The following is a 22,822-nucleotide window of genomic DNA, read 5'->3' as shown; positions in this document are numbered from 1 at the left end:
TCGCCTTTCCTGTGGTCGCCCCGGCCCGAGAGCCGGAGCGGGTGGTCAGGTCCGGATCACTTGCCCCAGATGGCGGCATAGGCCTCGCGGTAGCCATTGTTCGGATCGAAGGCATTGCCTTCGGTTCCGGCGAGCCCCTCTTCCGTCACGAGGGCCGGGGCGGTGATGTAGCCCGAGCAGGCCTCGCCCTGGATCGCGCGGTTGAGTTCATCGACAAGCTGCCAGCCCTGAAGGTTCAGCGGTTCGGCAACGGTGACGGCCTGATACTGGCCGGTGCGGATGCGCTGGAAGGCGGCCTCGGAGCCGTCACCTGCCGAGCCGGCCTTGGGCGCGCCCTTGCCGTCGATCCCGGCGGCGGCGAGCGAGGGACCCATGAAGTCGAAATAGAGGTCGTTGATGGCGAGCGAGTGGGTCCATGCCGCGCCGTGCTTTTGCAGGAGCGTGGTCGTCAGCGGCCCCATGCGGGTGGAGGTCTCGGCGATGGGCGTATCGACATATTCCAGCACGGTGCCGCCGCCGGCTTCGATGGCGGCCTTCATCCGGTCGGCCTTGTCGATGGCGATCTGATAGGTCGAATCGGTGAAGATCACCACGCCCGGCTTACCACCCGCATCGTCGAGCGCCCATTTTGCCGCCACGTCGGACACCGTCATCGCATCGGTGGACACGTTGGCGAAGATGCCGCCCGGCGCGTCGCAGCCGATCTTGGGGCCGGAATGCCAGGACACCATCGGAATGCCTGCCGCCGTCACGCCTTCGAGCGCGGTCTGCTGTTCGGCGGCGTCAAAGCCGTTGATGACGATGCCATCGGGGTTCAGCGCCAGCGCCTGGCCCACGGCGGCAGAGCGGTTCTGGACCGAACCGGCGCCATCCAGCACCTTGACCGTCCAGCCGATCTTGGCCGCCGCTTCCTCGATCCCGGTGGTGACGCCGAGGATGCCGCCATTCTTCAGATCGCCCGCGAGGACGACGATGGTCTTGCCCTCAGCCGCCTTGGGGCCGGAGGTCGGGCCGTCGAAGGCCTCTTGCGACAGGGCGGGCAGGCCCATGGTGGCCATGATCGTTCCGGCGAGAAGGCCGTTGAAAAGGGTGCGTCTCAGCATGGTGTTCTCCTCCACTTATTGCTGTCTTACTTCGTCTTCGCGCCTTTCTTGCGCTGCGCGTAACCCGCGATGCCGATGGCGATAAGCAGCGTCGTGCCGTTGAACAGCGGTTCCACCCAGAAGGAGCCGCCGAATTGCTGGATGCCCGAGATGCCGACGGCGAGGATCATCACGCCGACGATGGTGCCCCAGACATTGACGCGCCCCGGCTTGATCGTGGTGGAGCCGAGGAAGGCCCCCACCAGCGCGGGGAGCAGGAATTCCAGCCCCACGCTCGCCTGCCCGATGCGCAGCTTTGACGCCAGCAGCACGCCCGCCAGCGCGGTGAGCGCGCCGGAGGTGACAAAGGCGCCGATGACGAATTTGCGGGTGGGGATGCCGTTCAGTTCCGCCGCGCGCTGGTTGGCGCCGATGGCATAGAGGTAGCGGCCGATGGGCGTGTAATCGAGCACGATCCAGAGGATCAGGGTGATCGCCAGCACGTAGAAGGCGGTGATCGGCAGGCCGAGGACGAAGGTGCCGTTGATGGCGTAGAAGGCATCGGGCAATTGCCCGACCATCTGCCGCCCGCCGGTATGCCAGAGCGCCAGCGCATAGAGGATGGTGCCGGTGCCGAGCGTGGCGATGAAGCTGTCGATGCGCGCCACTTCGACCAGAAGGCCGTTCAGCGCGCCGGTGATGACGCCCAGCATCAGGACGATGGCCACGGCCATGGGCCAGGGCAGGCCGAAGACGGTTTGCAGGCTGATGGCGAGGATGTGCCAGAGCACGATGCCATAGCCGACGGTCAGGTCGATCCGGCCCGAGACCATGGGGATCATCGCGGCAAGGGAGAGAAGCGCGATGATCGCCTTGTCCGACAGGATGGAGCGCAGGTTGAGCAGGGTGGGGAAGGTGTTCGGCAGCAGCACGGAGAAGACGAGGATGAGGCCGAACATCAGGATGACCAGACCATAGGTCGGGGCGAGCCGGGCCATCTTTTGCATTGCTCCCAGGCCGCGGAGTTCGTCCTTGGTGGGTTCGACGGCGTTGGATTCGATACCGGGCATGGGTTCCTCAGGCGGCTTCCCCGGCCGATGCGGCCTGGATCAGGGTTTCGGTGGAAAGTTCGACTCCGGTCAGTTCCGCGACCGGCAAGCCGCGGCTGAAGACGATGGCGCGGTGGCAGATATTGGCGATTTCCTCGAAATCGGTGGAGACGACGAGGACGCCCATCCCGCTGGCCAGGGCCTGATAGAGCAGGTGGTAGATTTCGGCCTTGGCGCCGACATCGACGCCCGCGGTCGGGTCTTCGGTCACGAGGAGGCGTCGCCCGCTGTCGAGCCAGCGGCCCACGACGACCTTCTGCTGATTGCCGCCCGAGAGGGATTCGATGGTCAGCGCCGGATCGTTGGGCGACAGGCCGACGCGGGTGCCGATGACGCGGGCCATCTCCTGTTCGCGCCGGGGGGTGAGGAAGGAGAGCAGGCCCCGCCCGGTGGCGGAGGGGTTGAGATAGGCATTCTCGCGGATCGAGAGGCCGGGGGCGACGCTTTCGCCGATGCGGTCGCGGGCGACGAGGCCGATGCCGGAGCGCATGGCTGTCTGGGCGCTGTGGAGGTCGGGCGACTGGCCGTCCAGCCGGATCTGCCCGCTATGCGGGATCAGGCCGAAGAGGGCGCGGCCGATGTCTTCATGGCCCGCCCCGCGCAGACCGGCGAGGCCAAGAAGCTCGCCGCGCTTGATCTGGAAGCTGACCGGGCCGACGGCGGCGGCGCGCAGCCCTTCGACCGTGAGGATGGCGGGGCCGTCCTGCACGGCGGGGCGGTCGATTTCGCGCGCCTTGCGGCCCACGATCAGGGTGACCAGTTCCTCGGGCGTGGTGTGTTCGATGGCGCGCATGCCCACCATCTGGCCATCGCGCAGCACGGCGACGCGGTCCGCGATGCGGAAAATCTCGTCCAGGCGGTGGCTGACATAGATCATGCCGACGCCGCGCGATTTGAGCGGGCGCAGGGCGGTGAAGAGGCGTTCCACCTCATCCGCCGGAAGGCTGGCCGTGGGTTCGTCGAGGACAAGGAAATCGCAATCGGCGGCGAGGGCGCGGGCGATGGCGACCAGCGATTTCTGCGTGCGGGTCAGACGGTCCACGCGGGCGGTGGCGGAGAAATCCGCCTCGACCAGCGCCAGCGCCGCATCGGCGCGGGCCTCGGTCGCGGCCCAGTCGATGCGGCGGCCCTTGCGGGCATAGCCGAGGGCGAGGGCGATGTTTTCGGCCACGCTCATCCATTCGATCAGGCCGAGGTCCTGATGGATGAAGGCCACCTTCTGGCCGCCCGCCTTGCCCGCCTCATGGGCATAGGGGACGCCGTCGATCAGCACATCGCCTTCATCCGGGCGATGGATGCCGCCCAGCGTCTTGATCAGCGTGGATTTGCCGGCGCCATTCTCGCCCAAGAGGGCGACGATTTCGCCGCGCGAGACCTTGAGGGATACGCCTTTCAACGCCCGCGTGCCGCCGAAAGACTTCACGACGCGGTCAAAGAACAGGCCGTCGGCTGACGGTGGCACTGGCGTTTCCTCCTCCCAAAGGGTTGCCGGTGTCCCGGACTTCTGCCAGGTTTACCGGTAACGTAGTCAGGGTGATCCGATCCGCAGACTGAGTCAAGAATAAAGTTATCGATAACATGACGCGCCTGCCTTCCCTTGTTCTGACCAGCCGGGAGCGCCGATGAAGGCCAATCTGGAAGACATCGCCAAGGCGGCCGGAGTGTCGAAGATGACGGTCAGCAGGGTGCTGCGCGGCGGCACCGGCTTTTCCGACGAAACCCGTGACCGGGTGCGCAAGGTGGCGGAATCCTTGGGATATGTGCCCAACAAGCTGGCCGCCGCCTTCGGGGCGGATCAGGCCTCGACGCTGGTCGGGATGTGCGTGCCGCGCCTCACCTCGGGCCTGTTCGGGCATGTGCTGGACGGGGTGGACCGCGCGCTGAGCCGGTTGGGATATCAGCTGATCATCGGAGCCAACAACCATTCGACCGAAGAAGAAGAGGCCTGGGTGCGCCAGATCGTGAGCTGGCGTCCGGCGGGGCTGATTCTGTCGGGGCGCACGCATCAGCCGGGGACGGTGGACCTGCTGCGGCAGGCGGCGATGCCGGTGGTGGAAATCTGGGACCTGACGACAAGCCCGATCGACATGTCGGTGGGGTTTTCGCATTTCGACTGCGGGGCGGAGATGGGACAGCATCTGCTTCGGCGCGGGCGGCGGCGGGCGGGCTATGTGGGGGCGCTGGCGCGGGCCGATGTGATGGGGCAGGCGCGGCTGGACGGGTTTCGCGCGGCGCTGGCAGAGGCGGGGCATCCGCTGGTGGCGAGCGAACTCTTGCTGGACATGCCGGGGTTCTATGCGGGGCTTTACGGGCTGGAGACGCTGCTGAGCCGGACGCGCGATCTGGACGTGGTCTATTTCCACAATGACGAGATGGCCATCGGCGGGCTGGCCCATGCCCAGTCGCGGGGCATCCGGGTGCCCGAGGATCTGGGCATCGCGGGGTGGGGCGGGATGGAGGCGGCGTCGATCCTGCCGCGCCGCCTGACGACGACGGTGGTGCCGACGACGGCCATCGGCAAGGCCGCCGCCGAGGCGCTGGTGGCGCGGTTGAAGGGCGAGCCGGGGCAGGATGTGACGGTGGTTCCCACCCGGCTGGTGCCGGGTGAGACGGGCTGAGCCTCAGCCCTGCGCCCAGGGGCCGTGGGGATGGTCCAGCCCATCCAGTCGGGTGAACCCGTGCAGGCCGAAGAAATCGCGCTGGCCCTGGATCATGTTCGCCGTGCCGCGCGCCTGACGCATCAGATCGAACCAGGCGAGCCCGGCCGAGAGGGCGGGAAGGCCCATGCCCTGCAAGGCCCCGGCGGCCACGACGCGGCGCAGGGCGGGCAGGCTGCGGTCAAGCTGCGCGGCGAAGAACGGGGCGAGGATCAGGTTGCGCGCCGGGTCCTCGGCCAGGGCCGCCGCCATGTCGTTCAGCATGGCGGAGCGGATGATGCAGCCCGCCCGCCAGACGCGGGCGATGGCGGGCATGTCCAGCGCCCAGCCGAATTCGGCGGCGGCGGCGGTCATCATGGCGAAGCCCTGCGCGTAGCACAGGATCTTGCCCGCGATCAGCGCCTGTTCCAGATCATCGACGGTGAGGTCGAGTTCCGGTGTTGCGCGGCCGAAGCGGGCCTCGCCCGCCGCCCGTTCCGCCCGGCGGGCCGAGACATTGCGCGCCATCACCGCCGCCTCGATCACCGGGACGGGGGCGGCGAGGTGCTGCGCCTCGACCGCCGTCCAGCGGCCGGTGCCTTTCTGCCCGGCCGAATCGACGATCATGTCGAGCAGGGGGGTGCCGGTCACCGGATCGGCCGTGGCGGCGACCTGGCCCGAAATCTCGATCAGGTAGGATTGCAGGATGCCCTTGTTCCAGGCGTCGAAGACGGGGGCGATGGCGGGGGCCGCCATGCCGAGCCCGTCGCGCATCACGCCGTAGGTTTCGGCGATCATCTGCATGTCGGCATATTCGATGCCGTTATGCACCGCCTTGACGAAATGCCCGGCGCCGGAGGGGCCCATGTGATCGGCGCAGGGGGTGCCGTCTTCGGCCCGCGCGGCGATGGCCTGAAGGAGCGGCTGCATCCGCGCCCAGGCGGCGGGCGGGCCGCCCGCCATGATCGAGGGGCCGTGGCGCGCGCCCTCTTCGCCGCCCGAGACGCCGATGCCCATGAAATGGAAGGGCAGGCCCGCGGCATCGCGGCGGTTGGTGTCGCGGAAATTGGCATTGCCCGCGTCGATCACCAGATCCTCGGGCCCGAGGAGCGGGGCCAGCGCGGCAAGCTGGTCATCGACGGGCTGGCCTGCGGGGACCATGAGGATGATCGCCCGCGGCGGGGCGATGGCCTGCACCAGTTCGGCCAGCGTGGCGGTGGGCGTGATGCGGGGCGCAAGATCGCCCGCATTGGCGTGGAAAGCCTGCGTGACCGATCCGGTGCGGTTCCAGACGGCGATGGGAAAGCCCTTTTCGGCGATGTTCAGGGCCAGCGCGGCCCCCATGGTGCCCAGCCCGATCAGGCCGGTCTGCGGTGCGGTCATGGTGTCTGAAGTCCCTTGCGGTTCAGGATGACGGAATAGAGGCTGGTTGTCGCGGTGATGAAAAGCCGGTGCTTGGCCCGCCCGCCGAAGCAGATATTCGACACGGTTTCCGGCACCAGGATCTTGCCCAGAAGCCGCCCGTCGGGGGCGATGCAATGCACCCCGTCGCCAGCGGAGGACCAGAGGTTGCCGTCACTGTCCACCCGCATCCCGTCGGCGCAGCCGTGATCCACCTTGTGGAAGAGGCGCCCGTTGACCGGGTGGCCATCGACCATGTCATAGACGCGGATATGCTGCGGGTCGTCGGTGAACATCCGCCCGGTATCGGCGACGTAGAGGCGGCTTTCATCGGGGCTGAAGGTGAGGCCGTTGGGACAGGCCATGTCGGTGATCATCGCCTCGATCCTGCCATCGGGGGCGATGCGATAGACGGCGCAGGGCAGGTCTTGCGGCGACTTGAACCCTTCGTAATCGGTCATGATCCCGTAATGCGGATCGCTGAACCAGATGCCGCCATCCTGCGCGACGATCACGTCATTGGGGCTGTTGAGCGGCTTGCCCTGAAAGCCATCGGCCAGCACGGTGAGGCTGCCATCCCATTCGGTGCGCGTCACCCGGCGGGTGCCGTGTTCGCAACTGATCAGCCGACCCTGCCGGTCGCGGGTATGGCCGTTGGCATAGTTCGACGGGGCGCGGAAGGGGGTGATGCCCTCTTCCGTCCAGCGCAGGATGCGGTTGTTGGGGATGTCGGAGAAGAGGAGACAGCCCATGTCGCCGAACCAGACCGGGCCTTCGACCCAGTCGAACCCGGTGCCAAGGCGTTTGACCGGGGCATTGCCCATCACATAGCCGGCAAAGGCCGGGTCGTGGATTTCGAAGAATGACATGACAAACCCCCTTGGTCGCCCGGATGGGCGCAGGCATCGGTGCTGCGCCGCCCGAAGCTTAGCCGGAAAACACGATCTGTGCTTTCATCGCCTGACTGCGATCCGATGCAAGGCGGAAAGCGGTTTCCGCCTCGTCCAGCGCGACAGTATGGGTGATCAGCGGCTTGACGTCGATCAGACCCTTGCGCATCAGCGCAACCCCGGTGGCGAATTCGTGATGGAAGCGGAAGCTGCCGCGCAGGTCAAGCTCCTTGGCGGTGATGGCCATCATCGGCAGGCTCATGTCGCCGCCGAGGCCGAGTTGCAGGATCACGCCGCGCGGGCGCAGGGCGGCGATGCCGCCGGCCAGCGCCGCCGCAACCCCGGTGCATTCGTAAAGCACGTCGAAATGGCCCTTGTCCGCCCCATAGGCGGCAAGGGCATCGGGTTCGGTTCCGGTGTTGATGACACGGTCCGCCCCGGCGCGCAGGGCCAGCGACAAGGTGAAATCGGAGAGGTCGGTCGCCACGATCTCGGCCGCGCCGGCGCGGCGCGCGGCGAGGATGGACAGCACGCCGATGGGGCCGCAGCCGGTGACGAGGACGCGCTTGCCCAGCATCTCGCCCGCCCGTCTTGTGGCGTGCAGCGTGACGGCCAGCGGCTCGGCCATCGCCGCCTCGCCCGGGGTCAGACCGGTGGCATCGGCGCATTGCGCGGCATCGGCGACAAGGCTTTCGCGGAAGGCACCCTGGATATGCGGGAAGGGCATGGCCGAACCGTAGAAGCGCATGTTGAGGCACTGGTTCGGCAGGCCTTCGAGGCAGAAGCGGCAGGTGCCGCAGGGGCGCGAGGGTGACACGGCAACCAACTGGCCGGGGGTGAAGCCGGTGGTGCCGGGGCCGATCTCTTCGACAAAGGCGGAAACCTCGTGGCCGAGGATCATGGGTTCGCGCAGGCGCACGGCGCCAAAGCCGCCGTGGTTGTAGTAATGCAGGTCCGATCCGCAGACGCCGCCCGTCGCCAGCCGCAGGCGCAACTGGCCGGGGCCGGGGCTTTCTTCGGGGCGGTCCTCGATCCGCAGGTCGCGGGCGGCGTGGATGACGATGGCCCGCATCACAGCACCGGGGTCGGCAGGGGCTGGCCCGCGAAATGGGCGGTCAGGTTGTCGCGCACCAGTTTGCCCATCGCCTGCCGCGTCTCATAGGTGCCGCTGGCGTGGTGGGGCTGGAGCAGCACGTTGGGCAGCGACAGGAAACGCGGGTTGAGCTTTGGTTCGCCTTCGAACACGTCCAGCGCTGCCGAGCCGAGCCGCCCGGATTCCAGCGCGTCGAGCAGGGCCTCTTCGTCGATGTTGGAGGCGCGGCTGATGTTGATGAGCATGCCTTCGGGACCCAGCGCCTCGATCACCTTGGCGCCGACGATGTGGCGGGTGGCGGCGGAGGCGGCCAGCGTGACGAAGAGGAAATCCGACCGTTCGGCCAGCGCGACGGGATCGGCGATGAACTCCCAGTCGCGGGCATAGTCCTTGGGGCCGACATCGGAATAGGCGATCTGAAGGTCGAAGCCTGCCAGACGCTTGGCCACCTCATACCCGATCCGGCCAAGGCCCAGCACCCCGGCCCGCTTGCCCCAGACCCGGCGCTTGAGCGGGTAGAGCCCCTTGGCCGCCCAGGACCCGTCACGCACCCAGGTTTCGGCCCCGATCATGCCGCGCGACTGCACCAGCATCATCGCGACGCCCAGATCGGCCACGTCATTGGTCAGCACGTCGGGCGTGTTGGTCACGCGGATGCCGCGCGCCCGGCAGGCCTCCAGATCGACGGCGTCGAAGCCGACGCCATAGACGCTGATCACCTCAAGCTGCGGGCAGGCGGCGATCATCGCGGCATTGGCCCCCAATTCGCCACGGGTGGCGATGCCGCGAATCTGCGGCCCGACCTCGGCCAGGAAGGCGGCCTTGTCGGCGGCTTCGAAAAAGCGGTGCATGTGGAAGGCGGCATCCAGCGGGACCTGATCCCATTCGGGATAGGGGCCGACTTGCAGGATGTGGGGCTTTGTCATGGTCGTTCCGATCCCGGCTTGACTTCGAATGTTAACGATAACATAAACGCAGGGAAAAGCGCTTGTCGAGAGCAAAGTGAAAGGACGCAGAACGTGGCACATCCTCTATTCGACCTGACGGGACGGCGGGCGCTGATCACGGGATCGTCGCAGGGGATCGGCTTCGCGCTGGCCGAAGGGCTGGCGGCGGCGGGGGCCCAGGTGGTGCTGAACGGGCGGGACGCGGCGAAACTGGCGCAGGCGGCGGCGCGGATTCCGGGGGCGGAGATGCTGGCCTTCGACGCGACGGATCATGATGCGGTGCGGGCGGCGGTTGACGGGTTCGAGGCGGGGGGCAAGCCCATCGACATTCTGGTGAACAATGCCGGGATGCAGCATCGCGCGCCGCTGGAGGAATTTCCGGCGGACGCCTTTGAGCGGCTGTTGCAGACCAATATCGCCAGCGTCTTCCATGTGGGGCAGGCGGTGGCGCGGCACATGATCGGGCGCGGGCGCGGCAAGATCATCAATATCGCCAGCGTGCAGACGGCCCTGGCCCGCCCCTCCATCGCGCCCTACACGGCGACGAAGGGCGCGGTCGGCAACCTGACCAAGGGGATGGCCACGGATTGGGCGAAGCATGGGCTGCAATGCAATGCCATCGCGCCGGGCTATTTCGACACGCCGCTGAATGCCGCGCTGGTGGCTGATCCGGCCTTTTCCGCCTGGCTGGAAAAGCGCACGCCCGCCGGTCGCTGGGGCAAGGTGGAGGAATTGCAGGGCGCCTGCATCTTTCTTGCCTCTGACGCCGCGTCTTTCGTGAACGGGCATATCCTTTATGTCGATGGCGGGATCACGGCCTCGCTATGACCCTGCGCGTCGTCATCATGGGGGTGTCGGGCTGCGGCAAGTCGTCGGTGGGTGAGGGGCTTGCCGCGCGGCTGGGCATTCCCTATCGCGATGGGGATGACCTGCATCCGGCGGCCAATGTGGCCAAGATGCGGGCAGGTATCCCGCTGACCGATGCCGATCGCTGGCCGTGGCTCGATGCGGTGGCGGCGGTGCTGGCGCAGGAGGCGCCGGTGATCGTGGGCTGTTCGGCGTTGCGGCGGGCCTATCGCGACCGCATCCGGGACGGGGCCGGGGGGGCGGTGCGGTTCATCCACCTGTCCGGCAGCCGCGAGGTGATCGCGGCGCGGATGGCGGCGCGGAAGGGGCATTACATGCCGGTCGCGCTGCTGGACAGCCAGTTCGCCACGCTGGAACCACCGGGGCCGGAGGAGGCGCTTACTGTGCGCATCGACCAACCCCTTCCCCGGCTGATCGACAGCCTGCTACCTGCCTTGCAAGGAGAGATGCCATGACCGACACCGTTGCCCTGATCGGGGCGGGCGCGATGGGCGGTGCCATCGGGGCGCGGCTTGTGGCCACCGGCACGCCTCTGGTGGTGTTCGACCTTGACCACGAGAAGGTGGCCGCGCTGGTGGCGCAGGGCGCCGTCGCCGCCGCCACGGGGGCAGAGGCCGCGTCGGGCGCGCGGGCGGTGATCCTGTCGCTGAACGCCCCGCATATCGTGCGCGCCGCCGTTTTCGGCACGGGCGGCGTGGCCGAGGGGGCGGCGCCCGGCACGCTGATCATCGACATGTCCTCCATCGACCCGGAGGCGACCAAGGCCCTGGCGAAGGAGGCCGCGGCGCGCGGGCTGCGCTGGGTGGACAGCCCGCTGTCGGGCGGCATTCCCAAGGCGGCGACGGGCGAATTGACGCTGATGCAGGGCGGGGCCGAGGCCGATGTGGCCGAGGCGCAGGCGGTGCTGGCCAAGGTCGCGTCGAACCAGACGCGGATGGGCGGCCCCGGCGCGGGGCAGACAACGAAGCTGATCAATCAGGTGCTGTGCGGTCTGGGCTTTCTGGCCGTGGCCGAGGCCACCGCGCTGGCCGAGGCGGCGGGGGTGGATGCGGCGATGATCCCCAAGGCGTTGAAGGGCGGGCGGGCGGATAGCGCGATCCTTCAGGAATACATGCCGCGCTTTGCCAGCCGCGATTACCGCCGCACGGGCCGCATCGACAACATGGTGAAGGACCTGAACGGCGCCGCCGATCTGGCGCGGCTGACGCATACGGCCATGCCCCTGACGGCGCTGTGCGCCGAGGTGCACCGGATGCTGACGGCGGCGGGTCTGGGCGGCGAGGATCAGGCCGCGCTGATGGAATTCTTCAAGGGACCGCGAAAGGAACAGTTCCAATGATCACCCGATATGCCCTGTTCGAAGGCCGCGTTCATGACGGGCAGGCCGAGGCCTTCCGTGCGGCGGTGCTGGCCGAGGTGCTGCCGAAATGGAAGGCCTTTCCCGGCGCGCTGGCCGTCCGCGTCAGCTTTGCCGAGTTCCGCGATGACGGCGCGCCGGAATATCCGATGATCCTGGCGATCAGCTATCCCGATCTGGCCACGGTGGAGGCGGCGCTGGTCAGCCCCGCCCGCACGGCGGCCAAGGCCGCGACGGATGCGGTTCTGGCGCGGTTCTTTACCGGGCGCATCCATCACCATGTCACCACGGCGCATGACCACGAACTTGCCTGACCTGCGGGGCGCGGGGCCCGTTGCGGGGCTGGATTCGGCCTTTTGGGAGCGATACCAAGAGGTATGAACAGCCCGCGCAAAGCCCCGACCATGGCCGATGTCGCCCGCCTTGCGGGCGTCTCGCCCATGACGGTGAGCCGGGCCTTCAAGCGCGACAGTTCGGTGAGCGAGTCGACGCGGGAAACCATCCTTAAGGCCGCCGACGAGATCGGCTATGTCTTTGACGCGACCGCATCCAACCTGCGGTCGCAGAAGACCGATTTCGTCGCGGTCACCATCCCGTCGATCAACAACGCGAACTTTGCCGAAACCCTGCGCGGCCTTTCGGAAGGGTTGAAGGCGCGCGGGTTGCAGACGCTGCTGGGCTATACCGATTACGATATCCAGGAAGAGGAGCGGCTGATCGAACAGCTTCTCCGCCGCAGGCCCGAGGCCATTGTCGTGACCGGCGGGCGGCACACGCCGCGGGCGCGCCGGATGTTGCAGAATGCGGGCATCCCGGTGGTGGAGACCTGGGACCTGCCGGAGGTGCCCATCGGCCATGTCGTCGGGTTTTCCAACGCACAGGCGGTGCGCGGGATGGTGGATCATTTCGTGGCGCAGGGATTGACACGGATCGCCTTCATCGGTGGCGATGCCGACCGCGACACCCGCGGATCGGACCGGCGCGAGGGGTTCATCGCGGCGATGCGGGGGCATGGGCTGGATGCGTCGCGGCTGATCGCGGCGGGGGCGCCGCCGATTTCCATGCGCGAGGGGGCGGCGGCGATGGGGCGGCTGCTGGAGGCGCTGCCCGATACGCAGGCGGTGATCTGCGTGTCCGACCTGTCGGCCTTCGGCGCGCTGACGGAATGCCAGCGGCGCGGCATCGCGGTGCCGGGGCGCATCTGGATCGCCGGTTTCGGGGATTACGAGATTGCCGAGGTGGCGGTGCCGTCGCTGACCACGATCAACCCCTTCCCGCGCGAGATCGGCACCCGGACGGCGGCGCTGCTGCTGGAGGTGATGGATGGGCGGCAGGACAGCCCGGCGCGGGTGGAGATCACGCCGCGGCTTCTGATCCGGGAGTCGAGTCGGTAGGGTTAGGCCGGTAGGGTGGGGCCAATGAAGCGGGGCCGGGATCAGCCGCGCTGATACATGCCTTCATAGATCGGAACGAGGGTATCCGTCTCGAACAGGGACGAAACGGAAGTGCCGTTCCAGATGTTCAGGATGGCCTGGGCGAAGATCGGCGCGGTGGGGACGATGCGGATGTTGCTGGCCGCCTTGACCCGGTCGGTCGGTTCGATGCTGTCGGTGATGACGAGGGATTTCATCACGGAATTCTGCACCCGTTCCACCGCCGGGCCGGAGAGGACGCCGTGTGTGATGTAGGAATGGACCTCGGTCGCGCCGTTTTCGAGCAGGACCTCGGCCGCCTTGCAGAGCGTTCCGGCGGTGTCGCAGATGTCATCGACGATGATGCATTTCTTGCCTTCGACATTTCCGATCACGGTCATGCCGGCCACTTCGCCCGCCTTTTCGCGCCGCTTGTCCACGATGGACAGCGGGGCATTGATCCGCTTGGCCAGTTCGCGGGCGCGGGCCACGCCGCCGACATCGGGCGAGACGATCATCAGGTCGTTCATCTGGCCCCGGAAATGATGTTCGATGTCGAGGGCGAAGACGGGGCTGGCATAGAGGTTGTCCACCGGAATGTCGAAGAAGCCCTGAATCTGCGCCGCGTGCAGGTCGAGCGTCAGGACACGGTCCACGCCCGCACGGGTGATGAGATTGGCCACCAGCTTGGCGCTGATGGGTGTGCGGGCCTTGGCGCGGCGGTCCTGCCGGGCATAGCCGAAATAGGGGATGACGGCGGTGATGCGCGCCGCCGATGACCGGCGCAGCGCATCGGTCATGATCAGCAGTTCCATCAGGTTGTCATTCGCCGGGTTCGAGGTGGACTGGATGATATACATGTCCTCGCCCCGGACATTCTCGAACACCTCGACGAAAATCTCCTGATCGTTGAAGCGTTCGACCCGCGCATCGACGAGGTTCACCGACATGCCGCGATGCATCGACATGCGGCGGGCGATGGATTTTGCAAGCGACAGATTGGCGTTGCCGGAAATCAGTTTCGGCTCGGTGATGGCGGGCATGGGGATCTCCGGTGGGCGGCGGATTCGGTGTTGGCCGTCTGTTACCACCGCGTTACGGTCTTGGGAACCGAAGGCAAGCAGGGGCGTGCAAATGGCGCAGATCGACTACTTCTTCACCCCGATTTCGCCCTGGGTCTATCTGGCGGGCGACCGGCTGGAGCGGATCGCGGCGCGCCATGGCGCGCAGGTCCGCTATGTGGCGCTGGACGGGCCTGCGCTGTTTCCCCGGACCGGGGGGCAGGTGCTGGCCGAGCGGCATGAAAGCCGGAAGGCCTATCGGTTGCAGGAACTGGCGCGGTGGTCGCGGCGGCTGGGGATGAAGCTGGACCTGCATCCCTTCTTCTTTCCGGTGAACCCGGCGCCCGCGAGCTATGCGATCATCGCGGCGCAGGCGGCGGGGGGTGGCGATCTGGGGGCCCTGGTGCAGGCCTTTCCGCGCGCCGTCTGGGCCGAGGGGCGCAACATCGCCGAGGATGAGGTGGTGAAGGCGATTCTGGCAGAGAACGGATTCGATCCCGCCGTGGCGGATCGGGGGATGTTCATGGCGGCGGATGTCTATGTGAAGAACCTTGACGAGGCGGTGGCGCGGGGCGTGTTCGGGCTGCCCTTCTATATCGTGGGGGAAGAGAAGTTCTGGGGGCAGGACCGGCTGGAGATGCTGGAGGATCATCTGGCGGGGCGGTGAGGCCGCTGCGCGGGATGACAGGCCGCCGGGGGCTTTGCCCCCGGACCCCCAGAGTATTTGGGCCAAGATGAAGGGGTGGGCGGGAGAATGATGGTCGGGCAGGGAGGGTAATCGGGACTTTCGGGCGTCTTGACGCGACGGGTGGCGGGGAAAAGGCGTCGCGTTGCGCCTTGGTTTAGCGTTGCGGGTGAGTATTTGGGCCAAGATGAAGGGGCGGGTCAGCCTTTGAGGAGGGCGAGGAAGCGATCGACGTGATCGTCGGTCGTGTTCCATGAGGCGACCATGCGCGCGGTTTCGCGGCCATCTTTCGGGCGGAGGTCGTAATAGACCGCGCCCGCGCCCTGAAGTCGGGCATGGCCGCCCTGTTCCCAATTGGCGAAGACCATATTGGCATCGCAAGGGTGCGTGAGGGCAGCGCTGTTCAGGGCGGCGATGCCTGTGGCGAGGCGCTGGCCCATGTCGTTCGCATGGCTGGCGAGGCGGAGCCAGAGGTCATCTTGCAGATAGGCCTCCATCTGCGCCGAGAGGAAGCGGTGTTTCGAGAAAAGATGCCCGCCCCGCTTGCGGCGAAGCTCCAGCTCCCATGACTTGGCGGGGTCGAAGAGGATGACCGCCTCCACCCCCAGAAGCCCGTTCTTGGTGCCGCCGAAGGAGAGCGCGTCGATGCCCGCCTGCCATGTCATTTCCGCGGGCGTGGCACCGGTGGCGACAAGGGCATTGGCAAAGCGCGCGCCGTCGAGGTGGCAGGGCAGGCCGTGGGATTTGGCGATGGCGGCGAGGGCGGCGATTTCGGCGGGGGTGTAGGTGGTGCCCGCCTCGGTGACATTGGTCAGCGAGAGCGCGCCGCGCTGCACGCCATGCACGCCGGAGGCGCCGGTGGTGGCCAGCGCCTCGGTCAGCGCGGCGGGGGTGATCTTGCCATGTGCGCCGTCGATCAGGGCGAGCTTTGCGCCGTTCGTGAAGAATTCCGGCGCGCCGCATTCATCCTCGGCGATATGGGCGTGGCGATGGCAGAAGACCGCGCCCCAGGGCGGGGTGAGGGTGGCCAGCGCAAGGGCATTGGCGGCGGTGCCGGTGGCCACCAGATGGACCTGCGCCTCGGGCGCGTCGAAGAGCGCGCGCAGGCGGGCGGTGACGCGGGCCATGATGTCATCCGCGCCATAGCTGCGGGCGTAGCCTTCATTGGCGCGGGCGAGCGCGGCCATGATTTCGGCGGGCACGCCGGAGGTGTTGTCGGAGGCGAAGAACATCAGGGTTTCTCGTCGATGATGTAGTCGTCCCAATCCTCTTCATCCACCTCGAATTCGGGGATGGTGAGGCCGCGGACGGAATTGCCGGATGTGTGGGTGCTTTCGGGATCGCCGGTGTTCAGGGGGTGCCAGTCGGGCAGGGGCTTGCCTTCATGAAGCAGCCGGTAGGCGCAGCTGCGCGGCATCCAATAGGCGATCTTGGGCAGGGTCTTGGGGGTGAGGCGCACGCAATCGGGCACGAATTGGTGGCGGATTTCGTATTGCGAGCAGCGGCAGGTCTGCCCGTCCAGCAGGCGGCAGGCGATGCGGGTGTAATCGACCTCGCCCGTATCCTCGTATTCGATCTTGTTCAGGCAGCATTTGCCGCAGCCATCGCAGAGCGCCTCCCATTCCGGGGGGGTCATCTTGGTAAGGGGGACGGTTTCCCAGAAGCGGGGGCGGAGTTTGTCGGTCATCGGCGGAAGGTGCGCCGGGGCGGGGGAAAAGGGAAGGGGTGGCCAAATTCGTTCGAGCGAATTTGCAGATTTCTTCGAAGAAATCTGGTGGGTCAGAGGGCGGAGAGGATCGCGCGGGCCTGTGCGCAATCCGCCTCCATCTGGGTGATGAGGGCGTCGAGGCCGTCGAACTTCAATTCGGGGCGCAGGAAATCGACGAAGGCGATGGAAAGGTGTTGGCCGTAAAGGTCGCCCGCGAAATCGAAGAGGAAGGTTTCAAGGTTGGGGCGGTTCTCGCCGAACATCGGCCGCACGCCGAGGGAGGCCGCGCCCATATAGGGGCCGGCCTGCGGGCCGGTCAGGATATCCACCTTCACCGCATAGACGCCGTGGCGGGGCAGGTGCAGGCCATCGACCGACATGTTGGCGGTGGGATAGCCCAGTTCCCGCCCGCGTTTTTCGCCATGGATGACCTCACCCTCGATCCGGTGCCAATGGCCGAGCATGGCGGCGGCATCGCGGGGGCGGCCTTCGGTCAGCGCCTGACGGATGGCGGTGGAGGAAACCTCGCGCCCGCCGACGGAGAGAAGGGGGGCAATCGTCACGTCAAAGCCGTGTTCCTTGCCCAGTGCCGTCAGGTCGGCGGCGGTGCCCGCGCGGCCCTTGCCGAAGCAGAAATCCGCGCCGACGACGACATGGGAGACGCCAAGACCGTCGGCCAGCACGTCGCGGGCGAAGGCCTGTGGCGAGAGCGAGGCGAGCGTCCTGTCGAAGGGAAGCTGGTAGAGCTGCTGCACGCCAAGCTTGGCCAGGCGGTTGGCGCGGGCCTCGGCGTTCATCAGGCGGAAGGGGGCGGCGTCGGGGGCGAAGACCTGCCTTGGATGGGGTTCGAAGGTCACGATGCCGAGCGGCACTCCGGTACGCCGTGCGAGGTCGATCACCGAGCGGTGGCCCAGATGCACGCCATCGAAATTGCCCATGGCGACAGAGGCGCCACGGGCATCCTTGCCCAGACCTTGCCAGTGGTGGTGAACGCGCATCTTTCCCCGGGGGCGGGGTGTCCGCCCCGTCAGTGTCAGTCGAACTTGCGCGAGGGTGCCAGAACCAGCGCCTCGCCCTTCAGGACGACGGTATTACCCACGGCGCAGTGGGTTTCAAGGGTGACGCGGCGCTTGGCATGGTCGATCGCGGTCACCTTCACCTCGGCCCGGACGGTATCGCCGGGGCGGACGGGGGCCATGAACTTCAGGCTTTGGCCCAGATAGACGGTGCCATGGCCCGGAAGCTGTTCCCCGATGACGGCGGAGATCAGGCCCGCGGTCAGCATCCCATGGGCGATGCGGCCCTGGAAAATGGTGTCCTGCGCATAGGAATCGTCCAGATGCACGGGGTTCCGGTCGGTGGATACCTCTGCGAACATCTCGATATCGCGGTCGGTCACGGTTTTCAGCAGCGAGCGGGTCATCCCGATTTCGAGATCCTCGATGCAGATCGTGCCGCGGGGCTGATTGTCGATGGCGCGTGCGAACATGGCCGAATCCTTGACTGTGCTGGGGGGACACTAGCCGATGCCGCGCTGCGGCGCAATTCGCTTGGGTAACTTTTTATCTTGAGTGCGACTTTTGGCGCAAGAATGTTGCGGGGCGATGTGACCGGGTCAGGCGAGGAAGGGGATCGCGTAGGTCGGCGAAAGCTGCTGCGCCTCCAGCCATGCGCGCAGGCGGGCCGGGTCGGGGCGCGCGGGATCGGGGCCGAATTCCCCTGCGGCGATGCCTGCGGTGACGAAGAGCGTGTCGATCCCCTCGCCGATGCCGCCCTGGATATCGGTGCCGATGCCATCGCCGATGGCGAGGATGCGCGCCTCGTCCTGCCCGGTGAGTGCGGCAAGGCGGCGGCGGGCGAGGTCGTAGATCGGTGGATGCGGCTTGCCGTAGTACAGCGCGGCGCCCCCCATCGACTCATATTCCTGGGCCAGCGCGCCGGCGCAGTAGAGCCGCCTTTCGCCCAGATCGACGATCAGGTCGGGATTGGCGCAGAGCATCGTCAGGCCCATCGTCTTCATCATCAGAAGCGTGGCGCGGTAATCCTCGACCGTTTCGGTCAGATCGTCCTTCAGGCCGGTGCAGACCACGCCTTCGGCCTCGGTGAGGGGAACGCGGATGATGGGGAAGGCGGGCGCATCGGCGGGCAGGTCGGTGAAGAAGGTTTCATCCTTCGCCGCGCCGATATGGTGGACGCGGTTTCCCACGAGGCCCGACAGCAGGGCGTATTGCGTGGCATCGCCCGAGGAGACGATTTCATCCCAGGCATCGGTCGGCACGCCGATACGGGCCAGTTGGGCGATCACGCTGCCTTTCGGGCGGGGGGAATTGGTCAGGAGCAGCACGGTCTTGCCTTGCGCGCGGAAGGCGCGCAGGGCGGCGACGGCGGCGGGGAAGGGGGTCTGGCCATTGTGCAGGCATCCCCAGAGATCGCAGAAGACGGCGTCATAGTCGTCGGCGACGCTGGCGAGGCTGGGGATGAGGTCGGTCATGGGCAGGCCTTTCCGCGCGGGTGGCAGGATGAAAAGGGGCCGGAGCTTGCGCCCCGGCCCCGTGCAGGATGGGCAACAGTGCCCATCCTACCTTACAGCTTCAGCGCGGGGATGATCTGCTTCTTGCGCGACATGATCCCCGGCAGGACGACGGTATCGCCCGTGACGGTGCAGCCGAAGGAGGCCTCGGCGATCTGCTTCACCAGGTCGTTCGGGACCAGAAGCGTCGCCTCTTCCTTGATGATGTCCACGACGAAGAGCAGCACCTGATCGGCGCCGTCTTCCCTGGCCACGTCGACCATCGACGCCATTAGGCTGTCCTTGCGGTCGAGCACCACTTTCGGCGCGGTGGTCTCAAGGACCGAGACGCGCAGCTCCTTGCCCGCGACCGTGTATTCCTTGCTGTCCATCCGCAGGAGTGCCGCGTCCGAGAAGGCGGAGACGTCGGATTTCGCCTCGAACATCTTCGTGGCGAGGTCGGTAATGTTCACCCCCAGATCGGCGGCGAGCTTTTCGGCCACCGCGCGGTCATGCGGCGTGGTGGTGGGCGAGCGGAATTCCAGCGTGTCGGACAGGATGCAGGAGAGCATCGCGCCCTTGATGGCCTTGGGCGCCTTGGCCAGGGCATCGCCCATCAGATCGTGCATGATGGTGGCGGTGCAGGCGAGCGGGCGGATGGTGATGTCGATGGGCGTCTTGGTCTTGATCCCGCCCACCAGAAGGTGGTGGTCGATGATGCCCTGAATTTTCGCTTCATTGATCGAGGGGGGCAGTTCGGCGGGGTTGTTGGTGTCCACGATGACGACGCTGTCCTCTGCCGTCACGTCGGCGATGATGGCGGGCTGCTCCAGACCCCAATGCCTCAGCACGAAGGCGGCTTCGGTATTGGGTTCGCCCAGCAGAACGGGCTTGGCCGGGGCGCCCTTCACCTCGGACAGGTACCAGGCCCAGATGATGGGCGAGCCGGTGGAATCGGTGTCGGGGGATTTGTGGCCGAAGACGAGGGTGGTCATGACATGCGCCTTGGATGGGTGATTTCGGCGCGCTTATAGGCAAGGCGCGCAGGCTTGTCACGCTTTGCGGCAGGGAAATGCTGCGCCGCGGCAGGAGGGCGCGGCGGTGGTGCCGCCGCGCCCATGGGCCCCGGAGGGGGCCAGGCCTAGCGTCCGCGCGGTTTCTGCGCGTGGATCAACTGGTTGGCCGATTTGCCCCGTGGCAGGAGGCCTGGCCGCGGCGACTGGCCGAGCTTGCCGCCCTTGGCCAGCGCCGGATCGAAGGATCGCGGCGTCCGGCCTACGGGCGGCATGACGGGGGTTCCCGTCGGAACGGGGGGATGGGTTTTCTTCGGCATGATCCGATGCCTTTCGTTGAAAGGGGAAGGGTGCCGCAGGCCGGGGCCTGCGGCGGGTCCGCGCGCCCCTGTCAGGGCGCGATCAAAGCGGATGGATCATCGGCAGGGCACTCCTCTGCTGGATGCGCATGTCGGCCACGCCGTCGCGGCGCGGCGGTGCTGTCCCGTTCAGGGGTCAGGCGGACAGGATCATCGGCAGGGCACTCCTTTGCATGTGGCGCAAGCCTAGCATAGAGGCGGCCCGGTCTCAACCGGGATCCCCGGACGGCTTGACCTTCGTCGGCGGTCACGCTCAGGTGGCGGGGTGAGTGCAGCGGTGACCGGGTGATCGCGGGTGATGAGTGACTTGGATGACGTGACGCGCGAGGCGCGTGCCCTGGCCGGGGAGTTCGGCACCACGGTCGAGACAATGGCGGCCTTCCTGCGCCGCTTTGCCCCGCGGCATACCCAAGCGGACCAGTTCCGCGCCGCATCGGATGTGATGCTTTTCGTCCATATCCCCAAGACGGCGGGCATGTCGCTAGGGGCCAGCCTGTCACGCGCCTTCGGCAAGTTCCGGGCGGTGCAATGGTCCGACATTCCCGGCAGTTTCCGCTTTCACATGCGCCATGCGCTGTATCTCCAGACGCGGCAGGAGGTGCGGCAGGTGATGATCGGCCATTTCGGCTGGCCCGAATTGCAGCAATGGCGCAGCCATGACCTGCCGCTGAAATGCGGGACGCTGCTGCGCGATCCGCTGGCGCGGATGGTGTCGAACTACAATTACAACCGGTCGGAGGCGCATCCCGACCATGCCACGTTCCGTGACCGCTTTCCCGACATGATGAGCTATGCCCGTCATCTGCCGATGGATGTGCAGATGACGCAGGCGATCGGGATGGTGGACAGTTTCGATACCGCCTTGCGCAAGTTCATCCTGCATTACAGCTTTCTGGGGGTGACGGAGCATCTTGCTGCCTCGCTTGACCATCTGGCGCGGACCCATGGGCTGCCCCGGATGAAGGAGCAGCGGGTCAATGTGGGCAAGATCCGGCCCGAGGCAGAGCTGCCGCCCGGCGTGGCGGAACTGGTTGCGGAGAAGAGCCATAACGACGCGAAGCTGCATCGCCTGCTGATGCGGCTTCATGCCGGGGGCTGAGGCGGCGGCGATCAGAGCGGCAGGGGTTCCAGCGTGAACCCCGCCTCTTCCAAAAGGCGCAGGATGCCGGTTTCGCCGGGCAGGTGCAGCGCTCCGAAGGCGGCAAAGACCGGCCCTTCGGCGGCGGCGGCCTCGATCACCGGAATCCAGGCGCGGTTGCGGTCGGTCATCAGGACCTGTTCCATCCGCGCGAAATCAGCCTCGATCCGGGTCGGGTCCTGGCCCGGGATGCGCTGCGACAGCAGGCGCGTCAATTCCCAGATCACCCGCGATTCCCCCTGGAAATAGGCATCCGCCAGGGTGACGGAGTAATCGTCGGAAATGGGTTCCAGCGCCAGGGAGGAGCGGATCATCGCAAGCTGATCCTCCATCGACATGGCCTCGAAGAGGCGGAAGACGGTGTCATGCCCTTCCAGCGCACGCAGCGGGATGCCCTGTTCCTGGGTCCGGGCGATGACGAGGCCGTCCAGCCCGCCCTTGCCGGCCTCCATCCCCTCGATCCCGCAGGCGGGCAGGGCAAGGAGCATGGAGACGTACCACGGGCGGAACTTCGACACCATGAAGGGCGGCATCCCGCGTTCGCGCATCGCATCGGCGAGCAGCGCCCATTCGGGATCGGTCAGCGCCTCGCGCAGGGTTGGCCCGTCGGTCTGCACCATCAGCGACGGGTCGCGGGCGAGATCGGCCATCAGCGCGGCCTCTTCCTCGGGTCCTGCCTCGACCAGCACGGTTGCGGCCGCGTCGATCAGCGGGGCAATGCGGTCCATGGTGGCGGCATGGCGCGGATCGTCGAGGTGATAGGTGCCGACGAGGTGGATGGTCTGGTCGCCCCGAGTCGCCCGCCAGAGATTGCCGCGCGGATAGGGCACCTTGTCGGCGGCATCGAACAGGGCGCGGCGGTCGGACTCGGGCATTGCGTCGATCAGGTTCTCGCCCAGGCATTCGGCGCGGGCGGGGGGCGCGGCGGCGAGAAGGAAGAGCGCGATGGCCGGGGCCAGCAGGAGGATGGGCAGGCGGGCGGGGAACATGATCGCATCCGTTGCGGAAGGTCTTTCCGGAAAGGTGGCATCGGGGGCGGGGCGAGAAAAGGGGGGGAGGCGCCTGTCATCGAATTTTCACCAAAGGCGACGGCCCGGGGGTGTTGACTCGTGCCGGGGCATTGCCTAACTGGTGCATCGTTAGCACTCAGCTATGGCGAGTGCTAAAACTCACATGAACCTGGAACCTTAGGGAGTGTTCTCAGATGGCATTCAAACCGCTGCATGACCGTGTGCTGGTCCGCCGCGTCCAGAGCGACGAAAAGACCAAGGGCGGTCTGATCATCCCCGATACCGCGAAGGAAAAGCCCGCCGAGGGCGAGATCGTCGCCGTGGGCGACGGTGCACGGAAGGATTCGGGCGAACTCATCGCGCCGGCCGTGAAATCGGGTGACCGCGTGCTCTTCGGCAAGTGGTCGGGCACCGAAGTGACGGTGAATGGCGAAGAACTGCTGATCATGAAGGAAAGCGACATCCTCGGGATCATCTCGTGATGCGCATGGCGGGGTGAACCCCGCCCTACGGGCCGCATGGCCCGGCATGATCAAGGCAACAAG

The 22,822-nt window shown here is 66.9% G+C and carries 25 protein-coding genes; 9 read left to right on the top strand and 16 right to left on the bottom strand.

The features are described 5' to 3' along the window. Positions 1–56: 56 nt before the first annotated feature. Genes C0V75_RS01290 through C0V75_RS01280 form a run of 3 tightly spaced genes read right to left on the bottom strand, consistent with a single transcriptional unit; the run spans position 57 to position 3,653 of the window. On the bottom strand, positions 57–1,103 hold the full coding sequence (locus tag C0V75_RS01290; RefSeq protein WP_101919092.1) for a substrate-binding domain-containing protein: 1,047 nt from the start codon (positions 1,101–1,103) through the stop codon (positions 57–59). A 26-nt stretch (positions 1,104–1,129) separates the two neighbouring features. After that, positions 1,130–2,152, bottom strand: a complete 1,023-nt coding sequence (locus C0V75_RS01285; protein ID WP_101919091.1) for an ABC transporter permease — start codon at positions 2,150–2,152, stop codon at positions 1,130–1,132. A 7-nt stretch (positions 2,153–2,159) separates the two neighbouring features. Further along, complete coding sequence (locus C0V75_RS01280; RefSeq protein ID WP_101919090.1) at positions 2,160–3,653, bottom strand: sugar ABC transporter ATP-binding protein; 1,494 nt, start codon at positions 3,651–3,653, stop codon at positions 2,160–2,162. 160 nt (positions 3,654–3,813) lie between these two features. Here C0V75_RS01280 and C0V75_RS01275 point away from each other — a divergent pair, with 160 nt between their 5' ends. After that, positions 3,814–4,809 (top strand): LacI family DNA-binding transcriptional regulator, encoded by a 996-nt coding sequence (locus C0V75_RS01275; protein WP_101919089.1) that lies wholly within the window; start codon positions 3,814–3,816, stop codon positions 4,807–4,809. Positions 4,810–4,812: 3 nt separating this feature from the next. Here the strand turns inward: C0V75_RS01275 and gndA are convergent, their stop codons facing one another. From gndA to C0V75_RS01255, 4 genes are read right to left on the bottom strand one after another with little or no spacing between them, the layout of a single operon-like run. Then, a complete protein-coding gene (gndA, locus tag C0V75_RS01270) occupies positions 4,813–6,210 on the bottom strand; it encodes an NADP-dependent phosphogluconate dehydrogenase (protein WP_101919088.1) in 1,398 nt (465 codons plus the stop codon). Further along, complete coding sequence (locus tag C0V75_RS01265; RefSeq protein ID WP_101919087.1) at positions 6,207–7,097, bottom strand: SMP-30/gluconolactonase/LRE family protein; 891 nt, start codon at positions 7,095–7,097, stop codon at positions 6,207–6,209. The genes gndA and C0V75_RS01265 overlap by 4 nt, the downstream gene beginning before the upstream one ends. A 58-nt stretch (positions 7,098–7,155) precedes the next feature. Beyond that, the gene (locus C0V75_RS01260) at positions 7,156–8,190 is read right to left on the bottom strand and encodes an L-idonate 5-dehydrogenase (RefSeq protein WP_101919086.1); all 1,035 of its coding nucleotides are present in this window, start codon (positions 8,188–8,190) and stop codon (positions 7,156–7,158) included. Beyond that, positions 8,190–9,137: a 2-hydroxyacid dehydrogenase gene (locus C0V75_RS01255; protein ID WP_101919085.1), complete on the bottom strand. Its 948-nt coding sequence runs from the start codon at positions 9,135–9,137 to the stop codon at positions 8,190–8,192. Before C0V75_RS01255 ends, C0V75_RS01260 begins: the two co-directional genes overlap by 1 nt. 93 nt (positions 9,138–9,230) lie before the next feature. On the opposite strand from C0V75_RS01255, the gene C0V75_RS01250 reads away from it, so the two are divergent. The 5 genes from C0V75_RS01250 to C0V75_RS01230 all read left to right on the top strand — a co-directional run bounded on the left by C0V75_RS01250 (position 9,231) and on the right by C0V75_RS01230 (position 12,776). Next, the gene (locus tag C0V75_RS01250; RefSeq protein WP_101919084.1) at positions 9,231–9,986 is read left to right on the top strand and encodes an SDR family oxidoreductase; all 756 of its coding nucleotides are present in this window, start codon (positions 9,231–9,233) and stop codon (positions 9,984–9,986) included. Beyond that, positions 9,983–10,480 (top strand): gluconokinase, encoded by a 498-nt coding sequence (locus C0V75_RS01245; protein WP_101919083.1) that lies wholly within the window; start codon positions 9,983–9,985, stop codon positions 10,478–10,480. The genes C0V75_RS01250 and C0V75_RS01245 overlap by 4 nt, the downstream gene beginning before the upstream one ends. Further along, positions 10,477–11,364 (top strand): NAD(P)-dependent oxidoreductase, encoded by an 888-nt coding sequence (locus C0V75_RS01240; RefSeq protein WP_101919082.1) that lies wholly within the window; start codon positions 10,477–10,479, stop codon positions 11,362–11,364. The genes C0V75_RS01245 and C0V75_RS01240 overlap by 4 nt, the downstream gene beginning before the upstream one ends. After that, positions 11,361–11,696, top strand: coding sequence for a hypothetical protein (locus C0V75_RS01235; protein ID WP_101919081.1), 336 nt, complete (start codon positions 11,361–11,363; stop codon positions 11,694–11,696). The genes C0V75_RS01240 and C0V75_RS01235 overlap by 4 nt, the downstream gene beginning before the upstream one ends. A gap of 90 nt (positions 11,697–11,786) precedes the next feature. Beyond that, positions 11,787–12,776: a LacI family DNA-binding transcriptional regulator gene (locus C0V75_RS01230; RefSeq protein WP_216821385.1), complete on the top strand. Its 990-nt coding sequence runs from the start codon at positions 11,787–11,789 to the stop codon at positions 12,774–12,776. A gap of 41 nt (positions 12,777–12,817) precedes the next feature. Here the strand turns inward: C0V75_RS01230 and C0V75_RS01225 are convergent, their stop codons facing one another. Beyond that, positions 12,818–13,837, bottom strand: a complete 1,020-nt coding sequence (locus C0V75_RS01225; RefSeq protein ID WP_101919079.1) for a ribose-phosphate pyrophosphokinase — start codon at positions 13,835–13,837, stop codon at positions 12,818–12,820. A gap of 91 nt (positions 13,838–13,928) precedes the next feature. Here C0V75_RS01225 and C0V75_RS01220 point away from each other — a divergent pair, with 91 nt between their 5' ends. Next, complete coding sequence (locus C0V75_RS01220; protein ID WP_101919078.1) at positions 13,929–14,522, top strand: 2-hydroxychromene-2-carboxylate isomerase; 594 nt, start codon at positions 13,929–13,931, stop codon at positions 14,520–14,522. 218 nt (positions 14,523–14,740) lie between these two features. Here the strand turns inward: C0V75_RS01220 and C0V75_RS01215 are convergent, their stop codons facing one another. The 7 genes from C0V75_RS01215 to C0V75_RS01185 form a co-directional block, all read right to left on the bottom strand. After that, positions 14,741–15,772, bottom strand: a complete 1,032-nt coding sequence (locus tag C0V75_RS01215; RefSeq protein ID WP_101919077.1) for a low specificity L-threonine aldolase — start codon at positions 15,770–15,772, stop codon at positions 14,741–14,743. Next, entirely contained in the window at positions 15,772–16,227 is a 456-nt protein-coding gene (locus C0V75_RS01210) for a YcgN family cysteine cluster protein (protein ID WP_101919076.1), read from the bottom strand. The genes C0V75_RS01215 and C0V75_RS01210 overlap by 1 nt, the downstream gene beginning before the upstream one ends. Before the next feature lie 92 nt (positions 16,228–16,319). Continuing rightward, positions 16,320–17,246 carry a bifunctional riboflavin kinase/FAD synthetase gene (locus C0V75_RS01205; protein WP_101919075.1) on the bottom strand — a complete coding sequence of 309 codons (927 nt, stop codon included), beginning with the start codon at positions 17,244–17,246 and terminating at the stop codon, positions 16,320–16,322. Positions 17,247–17,281: 35 nt separating this feature from the next. Then, positions 17,282–17,737: a MaoC family dehydratase gene (locus tag C0V75_RS01200; RefSeq protein WP_101919074.1), complete on the bottom strand. Its 456-nt coding sequence runs from the start codon at positions 17,735–17,737 to the stop codon at positions 17,282–17,284. A 126-nt stretch (positions 17,738–17,863) separates the two neighbouring features. Then, positions 17,864–18,739: a TIGR01459 family HAD-type hydrolase gene (locus C0V75_RS01195; protein ID WP_101919073.1), complete on the bottom strand. Its 876-nt coding sequence runs from the start codon at positions 18,737–18,739 to the stop codon at positions 17,864–17,866. A gap of 92 nt (positions 18,740–18,831) precedes the next feature. Then, positions 18,832–19,752 (bottom strand): manganese-dependent inorganic pyrophosphatase, encoded by a 921-nt coding sequence (locus tag C0V75_RS01190; protein ID WP_101919072.1) that lies wholly within the window; start codon positions 19,750–19,752, stop codon positions 18,832–18,834. A 146-nt stretch (positions 19,753–19,898) separates the two neighbouring features. Then, complete coding sequence (locus C0V75_RS01185) at positions 19,899–20,090, bottom strand: hypothetical protein (RefSeq protein WP_101919071.1); 192 nt, start codon at positions 20,088–20,090, stop codon at positions 19,899–19,901. Positions 20,091–20,427: 337 nt separating this feature from the next. On the opposite strand from C0V75_RS01185, the gene C0V75_RS01175 reads away from it, so the two are divergent. Then, positions 20,428–21,228: a sulfotransferase family 2 domain-containing protein gene (locus C0V75_RS01175; protein ID WP_101919069.1), complete on the top strand. Its 801-nt coding sequence runs from the start codon at positions 20,428–20,430 to the stop codon at positions 21,226–21,228. A gap of 11 nt (positions 21,229–21,239) precedes the next feature. On the opposite strand, the gene C0V75_RS01170 is transcribed toward C0V75_RS01175, so the two are convergent. Further along, entirely contained in the window at positions 21,240–22,256 is a 1,017-nt protein-coding gene (locus tag C0V75_RS01170) for a TraB/GumN family protein (RefSeq protein WP_101919068.1), read from the bottom strand. A gap of 215 nt (positions 22,257–22,471) precedes the next feature. Here C0V75_RS01170 and C0V75_RS01165 point away from each other — a divergent pair, with 215 nt between their 5' ends. Continuing rightward, positions 22,472–22,759, top strand: a complete 288-nt coding sequence (locus tag C0V75_RS01165; protein WP_101919067.1) for a co-chaperone GroES — start codon at positions 22,472–22,474, stop codon at positions 22,757–22,759. The last annotated feature ends 63 nt before the right edge of the window (positions 22,760–22,822 follow it).

The sequence above is a fragment of the Tabrizicola sp. TH137 genome, from assembly GCF_002855575.1.
GTDB lineage: Bacteria > Pseudomonadota > Alphaproteobacteria > Rhodobacterales > Rhodobacteraceae > Paragemmobacter.
The sequence above is the reverse complement of the archived record's forward strand: the minus strand, read 5'-3'. Positions and strand labels throughout refer to the sequence as shown.

Excerpts from the sequence above, each read along its gene's own strand:
- C0V75_RS01290 (WP_101919092.1), bottom strand. The coding sequence starts at position 1,103 with ATGCTGAGACGCACCCTTTTCAACGGCCTTCTCGCCGGAACGATCATG.
- C0V75_RS01285 (WP_101919091.1), bottom strand. The coding sequence starts at position 2,152 with ATGCCCGGTATCGAATCCAACGCCGTCGAACCCACCAAGGACGAACTC.
- C0V75_RS01275 (WP_101919089.1), top strand. The coding sequence starts at position 3,814 with ATGAAGGCCAATCTGGAAGACATCGCCAAGGCGGCCGGAGTGTCGAAG.
- gndA (WP_101919088.1), bottom strand. The coding sequence starts at position 6,210 with ATGACCGCACCGCAGACCGGCCTGATCGGGCTGGGCACCATGGGGGCC.
- C0V75_RS01265 (WP_101919087.1), bottom strand. The coding sequence starts at position 7,097 with ATGTCATTCTTCGAAATCCACGACCCGGCCTTTGCCGGCTATGTGATG.
- C0V75_RS01260 (WP_101919086.1), bottom strand. The coding sequence starts at position 8,190 with ATGCGGGCCATCGTCATCCACGCCGCCCGCGACCTGCGGATCGAGGAC.
- C0V75_RS01255 (WP_101919085.1), bottom strand. The coding sequence starts at position 9,137 with ATGACAAAGCCCCACATCCTGCAAGTCGGCCCCTATCCCGAATGGGAT.
- C0V75_RS01245 (WP_101919083.1), top strand. The coding sequence starts at position 9,983 with ATGACCCTGCGCGTCGTCATCATGGGGGTGTCGGGCTGCGGCAAGTCG.
- C0V75_RS01240 (WP_101919082.1), top strand. The coding sequence starts at position 10,477 with ATGACCGACACCGTTGCCCTGATCGGGGCGGGCGCGATGGGCGGTGCC.
- C0V75_RS01235 (WP_101919081.1), top strand. The coding sequence starts at position 11,361 with ATGATCACCCGATATGCCCTGTTCGAAGGCCGCGTTCATGACGGGCAG.
- C0V75_RS01230 (WP_216821385.1), top strand. The coding sequence starts at position 11,787 with ATGGCCGATGTCGCCCGCCTTGCGGGCGTCTCGCCCATGACGGTGAGC.
- C0V75_RS01225 (WP_101919079.1), bottom strand. The coding sequence starts at position 13,837 with ATGCCCGCCATCACCGAGCCGAAACTGATTTCCGGCAACGCCAATCTG.
- C0V75_RS01220 (WP_101919078.1), top strand. The coding sequence starts at position 13,929 with ATGGCGCAGATCGACTACTTCTTCACCCCGATTTCGCCCTGGGTCTAT.
- C0V75_RS01215 (WP_101919077.1), bottom strand. The coding sequence starts at position 15,772 with ATGTTCTTCGCCTCCGACAACACCTCCGGCGTGCCCGCCGAAATCATG.
- C0V75_RS01210 (WP_101919076.1), bottom strand. The coding sequence starts at position 16,227 with ATGACCGACAAACTCCGCCCCCGCTTCTGGGAAACCGTCCCCCTTACC.
- C0V75_RS01205 (WP_101919075.1), bottom strand. The coding sequence starts at position 17,246 with ATGCGCGTTCACCACCACTGGCAAGGTCTGGGCAAGGATGCCCGTGGC.
- C0V75_RS01200 (WP_101919074.1), bottom strand. The coding sequence starts at position 17,737 with ATGTTCGCACGCGCCATCGACAATCAGCCCCGCGGCACGATCTGCATC.
- C0V75_RS01195 (WP_101919073.1), bottom strand. The coding sequence starts at position 18,739 with ATGACCGACCTCATCCCCAGCCTCGCCAGCGTCGCCGACGACTATGAC.
- C0V75_RS01190 (WP_101919072.1), bottom strand. The coding sequence starts at position 19,752 with ATGACCACCCTCGTCTTCGGCCACAAATCCCCCGACACCGATTCCACC.
- C0V75_RS01185 (WP_101919071.1), bottom strand. The coding sequence starts at position 20,090 with ATGCCGAAGAAAACCCATCCCCCCGTTCCGACGGGAACCCCCGTCATG.
- C0V75_RS01175 (WP_101919069.1), top strand. The coding sequence starts at position 20,428 with ATGAGTGACTTGGATGACGTGACGCGCGAGGCGCGTGCCCTGGCCGGG.
- C0V75_RS01170 (WP_101919068.1), bottom strand. The coding sequence starts at position 22,256 with ATGTTCCCCGCCCGCCTGCCCATCCTCCTGCTGGCCCCGGCCATCGCG.
- C0V75_RS01165 (WP_101919067.1), top strand. The coding sequence starts at position 22,472 with ATGGCATTCAAACCGCTGCATGACCGTGTGCTGGTCCGCCGCGTCCAG.